Origin of the sequence: Kutzneria sp. NPDC052558 (genome assembly GCF_044547355.1) — a bacterium.
Taxonomy (GTDB): domain Bacteria; phylum Actinomycetota; class Actinomycetes; order Mycobacteriales; family Pseudonocardiaceae; genus Kutzneria.
In genome coordinates this window covers 1-12919 of record NZ_JBIUAG010000007.1, presented here as the reverse complement: position 1 = coordinate 12919, position 12919 = coordinate 1, and the positions used below count along the sequence as shown (strand labels likewise).

Annotated in this window: 11 protein-coding genes; 7 read left to right on the top strand and 4 right to left on the bottom strand. The window is 71.5% G+C overall.

Annotated features, from left to right (window positions below; all coding sequences use genetic code 11):
- Positions 1–16: 16 nt before the first annotated feature.
- Entirely contained in the window at positions 17–2335 is a 2319-nt protein-coding gene (locus tag ACIG5F_RS14350) for a BTAD domain-containing putative transcriptional regulator (RefSeq protein WP_396518120.1), read from the top strand.
- A gap of 88 nt (positions 2336–2423) precedes the next feature.
- On the opposite strand, the gene ACIG5F_RS14345 is transcribed toward ACIG5F_RS14350, so the two are convergent.
- Together ACIG5F_RS14345 and ACIG5F_RS14340 are read right to left on the bottom strand one after the other, a co-directional pair.
- On the bottom strand, positions 2424–3077 hold the full coding sequence (locus ACIG5F_RS14345) for a LuxR C-terminal-related transcriptional regulator (protein ID WP_396518119.1): 654 nt from the start codon (positions 3075–3077) through the stop codon (positions 2424–2426).
- Positions 3078–3208: 131 nt separating this feature from the next.
- Entirely contained in the window at positions 3209–3490 is a 282-nt protein-coding gene (locus tag ACIG5F_RS14340; protein WP_396518118.1) for a DUF3040 domain-containing protein, read from the bottom strand.
- A 234-nt stretch (positions 3491–3724) separates the two neighbouring features.
- Here ACIG5F_RS14340 and ACIG5F_RS14335 point away from each other — a divergent pair, with 234 nt between their 5' ends.
- The gene (locus tag ACIG5F_RS14335) at positions 3725–4237 is read left to right on the top strand and encodes a lytic polysaccharide monooxygenase auxiliary activity family 9 protein (protein ID WP_396518463.1); all 513 of its coding nucleotides are present in this window, start codon (positions 3725–3727) and stop codon (positions 4235–4237) included.
- Between the two features lie 40 nt (positions 4238–4277).
- On the opposite strand, the gene ACIG5F_RS14330 is transcribed toward ACIG5F_RS14335, so the two are convergent.
- Positions 4278–4958, bottom strand: a complete 681-nt coding sequence (locus ACIG5F_RS14330) for a TetR/AcrR family transcriptional regulator (protein WP_396518117.1) — start codon at positions 4956–4958, stop codon at positions 4278–4280.
- Positions 4959–5038: 80 nt separating this feature from the next.
- On the opposite strand from ACIG5F_RS14330, the gene ACIG5F_RS14325 reads away from it, so the two are divergent.
- The gene (locus ACIG5F_RS14325; protein WP_396518116.1) at positions 5039–6217 is read left to right on the top strand and encodes an FAD-dependent monooxygenase; all 1179 of its coding nucleotides are present in this window, start codon (positions 5039–5041) and stop codon (positions 6215–6217) included.
- A 139-nt stretch (positions 6218–6356) separates the two neighbouring features.
- Positions 6357–7067 carry a glycoside hydrolase family 75 protein gene (locus tag ACIG5F_RS14320; protein WP_396518115.1) on the top strand — a complete coding sequence of 237 codons (711 nt, stop codon included), beginning with the start codon at positions 6357–6359 and terminating at the stop codon, positions 7065–7067.
- A 118-nt stretch (positions 7068–7185) separates the two neighbouring features.
- On the opposite strand, the gene ACIG5F_RS14315 is transcribed toward ACIG5F_RS14320, so the two are convergent.
- Positions 7186–7755: a TetR/AcrR family transcriptional regulator gene (locus ACIG5F_RS14315; RefSeq protein WP_396518114.1), complete on the bottom strand. Its 570-nt coding sequence runs from the start codon at positions 7753–7755 to the stop codon at positions 7186–7188.
- 58 nt (positions 7756–7813) lie between these two features.
- On the opposite strand from ACIG5F_RS14315, the gene ACIG5F_RS14310 reads away from it, so the two are divergent.
- The 3 genes from ACIG5F_RS14310 (at position 7814) to ACIG5F_RS14300 (ending at position 12821) form a co-directional block, all read left to right on the top strand.
- Positions 7814–8446, top strand: a complete 633-nt coding sequence (locus ACIG5F_RS14310; RefSeq protein WP_396518113.1) for an O-methyltransferase — start codon at positions 7814–7816, stop codon at positions 8444–8446.
- Between the two features lie 24 nt (positions 8447–8470).
- Entirely contained in the window at positions 8471–9736 is a 1266-nt protein-coding gene (locus ACIG5F_RS14305; RefSeq protein ID WP_396518112.1) for an MFS transporter, read from the top strand.
- A 100-nt stretch (positions 9737–9836) separates the two neighbouring features.
- On the top strand, positions 9837–12821 hold the full coding sequence (locus ACIG5F_RS14300; RefSeq protein WP_396518111.1) for a BTAD domain-containing putative transcriptional regulator: 2985 nt from the start codon (positions 9837–9839) through the stop codon (positions 12819–12821).
- The last annotated feature ends 98 nt before the right edge of the window (positions 12822–12919 follow it).

The window sequence follows — 12919 nt, the reverse complement described above, 5'->3', positions numbered from 1 at the left end:
TCCTAGAATGGCGTGAGTGTTGACGTTCACGGTGCTCGGTCCGGTGACGGCGCGGCGCGACGGCGAGCCCGTGGAGCTGGGCCCGCCGCAGCAGCGCGCCGTGCTGGCCCTGTTGCTGGCCAAGGCGGGCAAGCCGGCCGGGCAGTCGGAGCTGATCGATCTGGTCTGGGGCGAACGGGCCCCGACCAGCGCGGCCAACCTCGTGCACCGCTACGTGGGCACGCTGCGCCGGGCCCTGGAGCCGGGGCTGACGACCCGCCGCCAGGGCGAACTGTTGACCCGGCAGGCCGGCGGCTACGAGCTGCTGATCGACGCGGACGCGTCCGACCTGTCGAGATTCCGTGCACTTGTCGCGCGGGCCAGCATGGCGGCCGATCTCGACGACCACGTCGCCGCCCTGGAGCTGGTGCGGGGCCGGTGCGCCGCCGAGCTCGGCCGGCCGCATCCGGTGTTCGCCGAAATCGATCACGAGGTCGCCGACGCCGCCCGGGCGGCCGCCGACCGCGCGCTTGCCCTGGGCAAGCCCGAGGTCGTGCTGGCCGGGGTGCGGCGGATCGCCGGCTGGATGCCGCTGGACGAGGCGCTGCACGTGCGGCTGATGCGGCTGCTGGTGGCGATGGGCCGGCCCGGCGCCGCCGAGGACGTCTATCGGGACATCGCGCAGCGGCTCGTCGAGCAGCTCGGCATCGACCCCGGCAAGGATCTGCGGGCCGCGCTGCGGATGGCCGACGTGCGGGCCGCGGTGCTGCGGCCGGCCCAGCTGCCGGCCGACGTGCGGTCGTTCGCCGGCCGGGGCGGCGAGCTCGCGGACCTGGACCGCTGGGCCGACGAGAAGGTGGAAGTCCTGTGCCTGGAGGGAATGCCCGGCGCGGGAAAGTCCACTTTGGCCGTTCACTGGGCCCGGCGCAACCGCCTGCGCTTCCGTGACGGCCAGCTCTACGTGAACCTGCACCACGCCGGCCCCGACACGGCCGTGCCGATGCTGAGGTCGTTCCTGCGGGCCCTGGGGCTGCCGGCCGACCAGGTGCCGGAGAGCCCGGACGAGCTGGCGGCCGAGTACCGGCGGATGATCGCCGGCAAGGAACTGCTGGTGCTCGTGGACGGTGTGTGCCGGGTGGACCAGATCCGCGGGCTCACGCCGACGCCCGGCGCGCTGGTGGTGGTGACCAGCAAGCGCAGGTTGCCGGGCCTGTCCGAGGTTGGCAAGGTGGGTGTGGTGTCCGTCGGCATGCTGGACCCCGAGCAGTCGCGGGAGTTGCTCTCCCGCCGCCTCGGGGCCGGGCGGATCGACGCGGAACCGGTTGCGGCGGAACGGATCGTGCAGGCCTGCGGCGGGCTGCCGCTGGCGTTGTCGTTGGTGGCGGCGCGATTGCTGATGAATCCCGGCTTCACGTTGGCCTCGGTGGTCGACGACCTGACGACCGTGTTCGGCGGCAGCGGCCTGCGGACCGTGTTCTCGTGGTCGTACGACCGGCTGGGCGGGCCCGCGGCCCGGCTGTTCCGGCTGCTGAGCCTGCATCCTCTCGACGGATTCTCCGCCCCCGTCACCGCTCGGCTGCTCGACGTCGACCAGCCGACCGCCGAGGCCGCGCTGGCCGAGCTCGTCGACTCGTGGCTGGTCGATCAGCCGAAGCCGGGCCGGTACCGCGCGCACGAGCTCGTGATGGCGTACGCGCACGACCTCAGCGAGGAGATCGACTCCGAGGCCGACCGCACCGCCGCGACGGCCCGCATGGTGCAGCACTACGTGCAAGGCACCCAGTGGGCGCACGACAGCCTTGCCGCGGAACAGAACGAGCGCGAGGCCGTCGCCTGGTACACCGCCGAGCACGAGGTGGTGGAGACCCTCATCCGGCAGGTCGACGAGCCGTGGCGGCTGACGATTCCCATGCAGCGCTTCTACTTGCGGCGCGGGCTGTTGCAGGACTGGGAGGACAGCGTCCGGATCAGCCTGGCCAAGGCCGTCGACCCGGCCCCGCGGGCCCGCCTGCTGATGGGCCTGGCCGGCGTCTCCCAGGTCACCGGCCGCCTCGACGAAGCCGTGACGCTGTACCGGGAATCGCTCATCGTCGGCAAGGACGTGGACGATCCCAAGCGGGTGATCATCACGCTCATCGGCCTGGCCGGCGTGGAGGAAGCCCGTGGGGACAGGAAAACCGCCGGCATCGTGCTCAAGCAGGCCTGGGAGATCGTGGAATCCCGGCTCGGCGTCGAGGGCGGCCCGCTGCCCGAGGACACCAAGATCCTGCTGCGCTACCTACTCGACACCGGCGACGAGCTGGGCCTGTTCGAGTCCGAAGTGGTCCGCGCCCACCTGGCCGCCGCCCTGAACTGACCCCAAGATCAAGGGACCGATCCTCTCGTTCAACGCCAGGAAGGGCCCCTTCATGACACCAGACGTCAGTATGGGGCCCTTCATGACATCAGATGGCGCCGATTTTCAGGGCGTAGGCGACGGCGTGGGCGCGGTTGCGGAGGTTGTGGCGGCTGAGCAGATCCTTGAGGATGCGCTTGATGGTGTGCTCGGAGTAGCGCAGTTCGCGGGCGATGTCGGCGTTTTCCCGGCCCTGGGCGACCAGGCGCAGCACGGCGACCTCGCGGGTGTCGAGGCCGGCGGCGCCGTAGCCGGTGGTGGTGATGAGGACCTGGTCGATGCGGCGCAGGTGGTCCACCAGCAGCCGGGCCACCGACGGCGGCAGCACGGAGCGGCCCTCGGCGGTGGTGACCAGCGCCCGGGCGATGGTGGCCAGATCGGTGGAGCGGCGGGGCAGGAAGCTGACCACGCCGGCGTGCAGGCTGCGCAGCAAGTGCCGGCCGCCCAGGCGATCGGCGACCAGCAGCACCGGGGGAGCGGCCTCGCCAGTGATGGTGGCCAGCAGCTCGTCGGTGACCTCGGTGGTGATCGCCAGCAGCACCTCGCCCGGCCCGGGGCGCTCGGTCAGCCGCAGCCGCGGATGCTCGGCGACGGCCTGCGCCACCGCGTCCCGCGTCAGCGCGTCCTCGACGGCCAGGCGCACCGGGAAGACCTGCTCGGCGCGCGACCCGATCGCGGCCACGGTGGCGAGTGCGGTGTTCATGTCACCGAACGCTAGGCGGCGGCACTGACGAAAGAGTGACCGTCGCGGTGTTGTCGGTCCACGCGCACAGAACTGTCACACAGCCGGGAGCCGGCCGGCCCACTCCGCGCGCACGGGGTGGGCCGGGCCGCTCAGCGGCGTCTCCACCACAGGTGCCAGACGGCTAACGCCGGGAACCCGGTGGCCAGGGCGGCGCCGATCACCACCGTGACCGGCGAGCCGATCTCCGCGCCGGACACGGCGATCACGATGCCGCTGGCGTGCATGGCCACGCAGCCGGCGAGCATGGCCAGCACCGTGCCGAGGGTGAGTGGACGGAGCTCGGCCAGGCGCCGGGCCAGGCGTGGATCGGTCTCGGTGAGCGATCGTTCGATCTGCGCGAGCGATCGCAGCTCATCGTCACGCAGCGTCATGGCTCCCCCTGCCTGTTGATCGGCTGACTACTGCCATTCTTCCAGGCTGCGGCGGCTGTGTCGAACATGTTTTCGACTTTGCTCCAGGTTGGGGTGTGAACGACCATGTCTTGACGGTGATCGGCAGCCGTCGCTATGGTCTGAACCACATTTCGTTGTTTTCTCGTCCGCTCCCGCCCCTTCGGCGCTCGCGACGCCACTTTCGGGGCAACCCTGCAAGGAGTCGGCATGAACATGCATCGAAGGCTGGTCGCTGCCCTCATCGGCGCGATCGCGGCGCCCCTGATCGTCGTGGTCGGCCCGGCGGCACTGGCCAGTGCCCACGGATACGTCAACTCACCCGCCAGTCGGCAGGCCCAGTGCGCGGCCGGCACGGTGTCCTGCGGCGACATCAGGTACGAGCCGCAGAGCGTGGAGGGCCCGAAGGGCCTGCGCAGCTGCAATGGCGGCGTGGCAAGGTTTGCTGACCTCAACGACAACAGCAAGCCCTGGCGTGCGGCCGCCGTCGGCCGGTCCGTGACGTTCAACTGGACGTTCACGGCCAGGCACCGCACCACCAACTACGAGTACTACGTCGGCAGCAGCAAGGTCGGCGACTTCAGCGGCAACAACCAGGTCCCGCCGGCGACCGTCCAGCACACCGTCAACCTCAGCGGCCACACCGGGCGCATCACGGTGCTGGCCATCTGGAACATCGCCGACACGTCGAACGCCTTCTACTCCTGTATCGACCTGCAAGTGAGCTGACACAAGGCGGTTCGGGCGTCCACTGTGGACGTCCGAACCGTCATTGCCGGCCCAGGAACAGCTCCACGCCGTCCAGGATCCGCTCCAGGCCGAATTCCAGGCCCTGCTCCCGGGATTCGTGCCGTGCGGCCGAGGTCAGCGCGGCCACGACGTGCGGAAACCGGTCGGCCCGGGTCGCCAGCACCTCGGCCCAGCCGGCGGCGATCTGCTCCTCCGAGTTGTTGGCCGTCTGCTCGACGATCAGCCGGACGTGCCCGGTCAGGGTGACCACGACGTCGAGCATCTGGCCGCCGTCGAGCGCCACGCCGTCCAGCGCGGCCAACGCCTGCTCGACCCAGCCGAGCTCGTTGGGGCCGGTGACCCTGGGACCCGTGGTCGCGCTGAGCGCCCACGGGTGCTTTCGCATGCGCTCATACATGGCCAGCGTCCAGGTCCGCAGCTTCGGCCGCCAGCCGCCCTCGATGTCCTCAAGGGACGGCGGCTCGCCCATCGCGGTGTCGGCCATCAGCGCGACCAGCTCGTCTTTGCCTGGCACATAACGATATGTGGCCATCTTTGTCACGCCCAGCGCCTCGGCCACCCGCTGCATTGTCACGGCCGTGAGGCCCTCGGCGTCGGCCAGGTCGATGCCCGCCCGAGCGAGGTCGCCGACCGTGAGCGTCGGCTTCGGCCCGCGGCGCGGCCCGCCCGGCTCGCCCCACAGCAGCTCGACCACGTCCATCCAGACTCCCGCTTGCCCTCGGCGCCAAACTGTGTCTATCGTACACTGTGTCTGAGGGACGCAATTAAGGGGAGGACGTCATGCGGGCTTTGATCTCAGGGGCGGGCGTGGCCGGGCCGGCGCTGGCCATCGCGCTCGGGCGGCACGGCATCGGGGCGACGGTGGTGGAAACCGCCGAGAAGCTGCGGACCAGCGGCTTCGCCGTGGATTTTCGGGGCGCGACCCACAAGTCGGTGCTGACCGAGCTCGGCGTGCTGGACGAGCTGAAGGCGGTGCAGACCCACGGCGGGGCCATGCGGTCCGTCGACGAGCACGGCCGGGAGATCTACCGGCTGCCGGAGGAGTTCGCCGGCGGCGAGGTGGAGGTCCGGCGCAGCGACCTGTCGCGGATCCTGTACGAGCGCAGCCTGGCCGACGCCGAGTACCGGTTCGGCGACAGCATCGCGGGTCTCACCGAGACGGCGGACGGCGTGCGGGTCGACTTCGCCAAGGGGGAGTCGCGCACGTTCGACATCGTGATCGGCGCCGACGGCCTGCACTCGAACGTGCGGCGGCTGGCCTTCGGGCCGGAGCGCGACCACGTCAAGCACCTCGGCTACTACATCGCCGGCTGGGACCTGCCCAACGACCGCGGCTACGGCACGACCGCCGTGCAGTACAACGTGCCCGGTCGGATGGCCAGCGTCGGCGCGGACTTCCGGGACCCGGGCACGGCCGGCACGCTGTTCGTGTTCCGGGGCGAGCGGCAGGACGTGGACTGGCGCGACCTGGGCCGGCAGAAGGCGATGATCACCGCGGCGTTCGCCGGGATGCGTTGGCACGTCCCGTATCTGCTGGACACGCTGCGCGATGTGGACGAGATGTACTTCGACTCGATCAGCCGGGTCCGGGCGCCGCGGTGGACCCGGGGGCGAGTCGCGCTGCTCGGCGACGCGGCCTGGGGTGTGACTCTCGGCGGCATGGGGGTGGGCACCGGTGTGGTCGGCGCGTACGTGCTGGCCGGGGAACTCGCGCTGGCCAAGGGGGATCACCGGACGGCCTTCGCGGCGTACGAGCGGCGGATGCGCTCCTACGCCGGCCGCTGGCAGAGGGGCGCGAGCCCGGGCCAGTTCCTCGCGCCGTCCAGTGCGGCGCTGTTGTGGCTGCGCAACACCATGTTCGCGACGAAGACCGTGCAGAAGATGATGGTCGCCGGCACCACCAGGTTGGCCGCCGACATCGCGCTGCCGGCCTATCCGACCGAGCAGGTCTCGGGTTGACGGCGCCGGCGGCCGGGTCTACCCTCCCGGGATTAGGAAGGTAACTTTCCTAACCCGTCCGATGTGAGGCGGCCTCGGCCGTCGCGCCGGAAATCACTGCCGCCACAGGGGTTTCTGCTCCACCCTGCGGAGGATCCCCATGCTCAGAAGAGTATTGCTCGCGCTGACCGCCGTCGTGATGGGCGCGTCCCTGGCTGTCGCCTCGCACGCCTCGGCCGCGCCCGCGGACAACCACCTGGCAACCGTCAAGGTCCAGCCCCGGTCGGACGACGGCAATCCCACCGCCGATCAGCTTCTGGCCAAGACCGCCCACTGCGACCAGGTTTCCAACGGCACGTACTCCGACAAGAACGGCGGCCAGACCCCGATCTGCGGCGCCGGCGACGCGTACTTCTGGACGTCGGGCATGGCCGTTGACTGCGACGGTCAACGCACGGCCACCTGCAACGAGAACACCGACTGCTGCTTCTACGACGACACGTCGTTCCACCAGTCCGACGGCAAACCCTTCGACGCCGCCCAGGTTCCCTACGTCGTCATCCCGCTGCCCAGTTCCCGTTGGGACTACGGCAATGCCGGCGTCGAGGGCGGCGACGTGCTCGCGGTGATCTACCACGGGCACGTCGAGTACGCCGTGTTCGCCGACGAGGGGCCGGACGACAGCATCGGCGAGGCCTCCTACGCCACCGCCAAGTCGCTGGGCATCAACCCCGATCCGAAGAACGGCGGCACGTCCGACAAGGTCACCTACATCGTGTTCAGGAACTCCAAGGTCTCGCCGGTCGAGAATCACCAGAGCGCCGTGACCCAGGGGCGCCAGTTCGCCCAGCAGTTCATCGACGGCAACTGAGATCCCCTCAAGATCAAGGGACCGATCCTCTCGTTCAACGCCAGGAAGGGCCCCTTCATGACACAAAAAACGCCAGGAAAGGTCCTTTCACTGCGCCAGTGTCGGGCCTTTTCTGGCGTTAGAGGGGGGTGATCAGGGCGTCGGTGAAGTCGCGGGAGACGGGGGCGCCGGTGACCAGGACGCGGTAGTGCACGGCGCCGACGAGGCGTTCCACCAGGGCGTCGATGTCGGTGTCGGCGGGGAGTTCGCCGCGGGCGACGGCGCGTTCGAAGGGGAGGCGGTCGCGGGCGTGCTGGGCCGCGAGGTGGGTGTCGCGCAGCCGCGCGGCCAGCGCCGGGTCGTGTTGGGCCTGGCCGATGAGGGCGCGGTAGACGGCGCCGGCGTCGGACGTGGTGAGGAAGTCGGCCATGGCGGCCAGGTGCTCGCGGAGGTCGGCGGCCAGCGAGCCGTGGTCGGCCGGCGTGAGGGCCTCGGCCTGGTCGTCGCCGAAGGCCTCCAGCAGGATGTCCACTTTGGACGGCCACCAGCGGTAGATGGTCTGCTTGGCCACCCCGGCCCTGGCGGCGATCTTCTCCACGGTCAGGCCGGCGAAGCCGTGCTCCACCAGCAGGTCGTCGGCGGCCTCGAGCACGGCCTGCCGCGCCCGCTCGCTGCGCCCGTACCGGTTGCCGTGATGATCGGTGCCCACGGCCGCACAGCCTACCGAGTTCTAGACAAGACGCAACGTTGCGTCTAGGGTAGCCGGCATGACATCGACCCTGCACGACCCGACCGTGCGCACCCTGCTGGAGCGGCTGTTCGCGGAAGCGGCCAAAGACGACGAAAGACCGGAAAGGGAGGTGCCCCAGGACATCCGGGGGCGCTCGGACGCGCTGGCCGATCTCTACCTGCCGGTGTCCGAGGCCGGCGGCCGGCTGCTTTACGCGTTGGCCCGGGCGGCAAAACCGGCAAACGTGGTGGAGTTCGGCACCTCCTACGGCATCTCCACCCTGCACCTGGCCGCCGCGGTCAAGGACAACGGCGTCGGGCACGTGTACGGCACCGAGCTGAGTGCGACCAAGGTCACCGCCGCGCGGGCGAATCTGGCGGCGGCGGGACTGGCCGACCGTGTGACGATCCTTGCCGGGGACGCCCTCGACACGCTCGCCGACGTCCCGGGGCCGGTCGGCCTGCTGTTGCTGGACGGGTGGAAGGAGCTCACGCTGCCGGTGTTGCGTCTGCTCGAACCGCGACTGGCGCCCGGGGCGCTGGTCGTGGCCGACGACATCGGCCTGCCGTCGATGCGCCCCTACCTCGACCACGTCCGCGACCCGGCCAGCGGCTACCTGGGCGTCGAGTTCCCGGTCGAGGACGGCATGGAGATCAGCTGCCGCCTGTGAGCGGCGGGGGAGAGGGGGACCACGATGTGCGCCACCTGCGGCGTGCCGACCCATGTGCCGGCGGACGTGCCGCCGGCGCCGCGCAAGTTCGCGGCCCTGCGCAACGCCGACTGCCGCACGTACCTGATCGGCGCGGCCCTGGCGATGATGGCCGACAACATCGAGCACGTCATCACCTACTGGGTGCTGTGGGAGAAGTTCCAGTCGCCGGCGCTGACCGGCTTCGAGGTGATCAGCCACTGGGTGCCGTTCCTGCTGGGCTCGGTCTACTTCGGTGGCCTGGCCGACCGCTACGACTGCCGGCGGGTGATCCAGGCCGCGCAGGTGCTGTTCATGCTGGTCTCGGTGGCCTGGGGCGTGCTGTTCCTGACCGGGAGCCTCCAGGTCTGGCAGGCCTGCCTGCTGCTGGTGCTGCACGGCTGCGCCGGCGCGATCTGGGGCCCGGGCGAACAGCTGATGCTGCACGACTTCGTCGGCGAGCGGGAGCTGCCCAGCGCGGTCCGGCTCAACGCCACGTTCCGCAGCCTGGGCATCCTGTTCGGCCCGGTGGTCGGTTCGGTGCTGCTGCTGGGGCTGGGGCCGGTGGCCGGCATCTTCGTCAACGTGTTGTTCTACCTGCCGCTGACGCTGTTCCTGTTCCGCACCAAGTTCACCGGCCACACCCGTGACGGCGGCGCGGCCAGGACCCGGCTCGGCCTGGTGGACTCGATCCGGGTGTTCAGGGAGGTCCGCTCGGACCGGACCATCGTGAGCATGATCATCCTCGGCGGGCTGGGCGCGTTTTTCGTCGGCGCGTCGCTGCAGACATCGATGCCGATCTACGCCCAGGATCTCGGGGCCGGCAACGCCGGCACCGCCTACGGCGTGCTGCTGTTCGCCAACGGGGCCGGCGGGGTGATCGGCGGCATCCTGCTCGAGGCCACCGGCCGCATCAAACCCAGCGTGAAGGCGGCCGTGATCAGCACCGGGATATACGGCCTGACCAGCCTGTTCTTCGCCACCACCGGCAGCTACGCGCTGGCCGTGGTCGCGCTGCTGATCGGCGGCGTGGCCAACCTGGCCTCGATGTCCATCGGCCAGACCGTCGTGCAGCTGCGGGCCAGACCGGCCGACCGCGGCCGGGTGATCGGCGTCTACGGCGTCGCCGCCAACGGCCTGCGCGCCGGCAGCGGCTTCACCGTCGGCCTGCTCGGCGCGGCCGTCGGCGTGCACTGGTCGCTGGGCCTGTCGGCCGCCGCCCTCACCGCCGGCACCGGCATCGCCGGCTGGCACGCGCTGCGCAAGCGCTGACAATTCCGGACCCCGTTGTGGCGTAAAAGTTTCCGGTTTCCGACGGGCCGGCCACGCGTACCGTGGTGCGGGGCCGGCCCGTCGGCGACCGGGGGGAACAGTGATCGAACTTCGCGTGCTCGGACCAGTCGAGGCGTACCAGGACGGCCGCCAGGTCGCCCTCGGCGGTCCGAAACCGAAGAACCTGCTCGTCGCGCTGCTGCTGGCCGAAGGCCACGTCGTGTCGGTGGAACGGCTGGTCGACGTCATCTGGGGCGAACAGCCGCCGGCCAGCGCCGCCGCGCTGCTCCAGACGTACATGTCGAGCCTGCGGCGGGCCTTGGCGCGGCCAGCCGGTGGCCTGCTGCTCACCAAGCCCCGCGGCTACCAACTCGAACCCAGCCACTGCACCGCCGACCTCATCGCGTTCACCACGTCCCTGCGTGCTGGCCGCGAGGCGGCGACGGCCGGTGAGCACCGCGTGGCCCGAGACCATCTCCGCGCGGCGCTGGGCAACTGGCGGGGGACCGCGCTGGGCGGCCTGACCTCCGAGTTCGCGCGGAGCGAGGCCGAACGGCTGGCGTCGCTGCGACTGGCCGCGGTCGAGGAGTTGTTCGACGCCGAGCTGGCGCTGGGTGCGGCGGTCGAGGTGGTCGGCGAGCTGACCTCGCTCGTCGCCGAGCATCCGCTGCGTGAGCGCCTGCGCGGGCACCTGATGACCGTGCTGCACCGGATGGGGCAGCGCGCCGAGGCACTGGCCTGCTACCAGGCCGGACGCCTCCTGCTGATCGACGAGCTGGGGCTGGAGCCCGGGCCGCAGCTGCGGGCCGTGCACCAACGGATCCTCTGCGAACAGGAGGAACGGCCGGTCGCCACGTCGGCCCGGCGGCCGGCGGTCGTCCCGCACCAGTTGCCGCCGGACACCAGCGACTTCATCGGCCGGGTCGCCGAGGCGGACGTCATCCTGCGCGCCGCCACGTCCGTCGTGATCGTGACGGGCAAGCCCGGCGCCGGGAAGAGCGCGCTGGCCGTGCACGTCGGGCACCAGCTGACCGAGCGGTGTCCGGACGGCCAGCTCCACCTGAACCTGCGTGGCGCCGGCAACGTGCCGGTGGAGCCGGCCGACGCGCTGTTCCGGTTCCTGCGCGCGCTCGGCGTGGACGAGGCCGCCGTGCCGACCGGTGTCGAGGACCGGGTCGCGCTGTACCGGACCATGGTCGCCGACCGCAGGCTGCTGGTGGTGCTCGACGACGCCGCGGACGAACGGCAGGTCCGGCCGCTGCTGCCGAGCGGCCGGGACTGCCTCTGCCTGATCACCAGCCGGGGCGTGCTGGGCGGGCTGGAGGGGGCGCGGCGGGTCGACCTGCCGACCTTCGACGAGGACGACGGCCGAGCCCTGCTGGCGAAGATCGTCGGCGACGAGCGGCTGGCCGCCGAGCCGGAACACGCGCGAACCCTCGTCGAGCTGTGCGGCCGGCTGCCGCTGGCTGTGCGCATCCTCGGCGCCCGGCTCGCGGCGCGGCCCGACCGCACGCTCGACAGCATGGTGGGGCGGCTGCGCGACCAGCACCGCGTGCTCAACGAGCTGGCCATCGGCGATCTGGAGGTCCGTGGCAGCCTCGCGCTGAGCTACGACGTCCTGGCACCGGCCGAACGGGCACTGCTGCGTGGGCTCGGCTGGCTCGGCGTGCCGGACTTCGCCCCCTGGCTCGCCGACGCGGTGCTCGACGACGCCGGCCAGGACGTGGACGACGTGATGGACGGCCTGGTCCGGGCCCAGCTGCTCGACGTGGCCGGCGCCGACGAAGCCGGCGCCACCCGATACCGCCTGCACGACCTGACCCGGGTCTTCGCCTGGGAGCGGGCCAACTCCGAGGACGGCGCGGCCGTGCTCGGCGGGGTCGCCGAGCGCGTGGCCAGGACCAGCCTGGCCCTGGTGGAACTGGCCTCGGACACGACGCCCATGAAGGTCCTGCGCCCGGCGCCGTCGCGGTCCGATCCCGGGGCGATCGCCGACCAGGTCAGGGCCAAGCCGCGCGCGTGGTTCGACGCCGAGCAGTCCGTGCTCGTGCACGTCGTGGAGCGGGCCAGCGAGCTGGGGCTGGTCGAAGTGGCCGGCCGGCTGGCGACGGCGCTGTGCGCGTCCTGCTTCACCGCGGACAACCGGTTCCAGGAGTGGTGGCGGACCCATTCCGCCGCGCTGGCCGCGGCGGTCCGGGCCGAGGACCACTCGACGGCCGGCGTGCTGCTGGTCGGCCTCGGCTGGTTGCGCGGCGAGCAGGACCGGCACAAGGAGGCGGTCGCCTACTATCGGCGCGCGGTCATCGCCTTCGACCTCGTGGCCGACGTGCGTGGCGCCTCGATCGCGCGGCTGTCGCTGAGCAGTTCGCTGCGTGAGCAGGGGCGGCTGGCCGAGTCGTGCCGGCTGCTGGACGACCTGCTGGGGCTGATGGGGGAACTGGACGACCTGGCCGCGCTGGCCCGGGCCCACCACGGGCGGGGCATGGTGCTGACCGAGATCGGGCGGCTGGACGAGGCGCTCGTGGAGTGCGAGCGGACCATCGCCGTGTACCGGGAGCTCGGCGACGACCACGGGGTCGCGTTGGCGACGCGGTCGGCGGCGATCGCGCACCGGGCCGGTGGCCGGCTGGACGAGGCCGAGGCGGCCGGCACGGCCGCGCTGACCGGGCTGCGGGCCTCCGGCGACCGGTTGATGACCGCCTATGCGGTGCAGGCCCTGGCCAAGGTCCGGATCCGGCAGGGCAGCGGCGACGCCGTGCGGCAGGACCTGGCCGTCGCGCTGGAGACCTGCCGGTCGATGCAGGACGGGTTCGGTCGGGCGCTGATGCTGCGCACCCTCGGCGAGCTGGAGTTGGCGGTCGGGCGGGTGGACGTGGCCGACGGGCACTTCGCGCAGGCGGTGTCGTGGTGGGAGGCGCTCGCGTTGCCCTTGTGGCGGGCCAGAACCCAGCGGGACATGGCCGCCGCGCACCACCTGCGCGGCCGGCACGAACTGGCCGTGCGCGCGGCGACGGAGGCGATGTCCGTCTTCCGCGCGCACGGCAGCCGTGAGGCCGACGAGCCGTTGCTCAGTGGCCTGGGGTGAGCATCGGTCAGATTGTGGTCCAGGGGCCGAAGGCGGTGCCGGGGTGGCCGGCGTTGCCGGTGGCCTGGAGGAGGCCGGTGGTGGTGTGGACGTAGATG

What these genes read in the sequence shown, in the direction of transcription:
- ACIG5F_RS14345 (WP_396518119.1), bottom strand. Translation starts at nt 3,077, where the DNA reads ATGAACACCGCACTCGCCACCGTGGCCGCGATCGGGTCGCGCGCCGAG.
- ACIG5F_RS14340 (WP_396518118.1), bottom strand. Translation starts at nt 3,490, where the DNA reads ATGACGCTGCGTGACGATGAGCTGCGATCGCTCGCGCAGATCGAACGA.
- ACIG5F_RS14335 (WP_396518463.1), top strand. Translation starts at nt 3,725, where the DNA reads ATGCATCGAAGGCTGGTCGCTGCCCTCATCGGCGCGATCGCGGCGCCC.
- ACIG5F_RS14330 (WP_396518117.1), bottom strand. Translation starts at nt 4,958, where the DNA reads ATGGACGTGGTCGAGCTGCTGTGGGGCGAGCCGGGCGGGCCGCGCCGC.
- ACIG5F_RS14325 (WP_396518116.1), top strand. Translation starts at nt 5,039, where the DNA reads ATGCGGGCTTTGATCTCAGGGGCGGGCGTGGCCGGGCCGGCGCTGGCC.
- ACIG5F_RS14320 (WP_396518115.1), top strand. Translation starts at nt 6,357, where the DNA reads ATGCTCAGAAGAGTATTGCTCGCGCTGACCGCCGTCGTGATGGGCGCG.
- ACIG5F_RS14310 (WP_396518113.1), top strand. Translation starts at nt 7,814, where the DNA reads ATGACATCGACCCTGCACGACCCGACCGTGCGCACCCTGCTGGAGCGG.
- ACIG5F_RS14305 (WP_396518112.1), top strand. Translation starts at nt 8,471, where the DNA reads ATGTGCGCCACCTGCGGCGTGCCGACCCATGTGCCGGCGGACGTGCCG.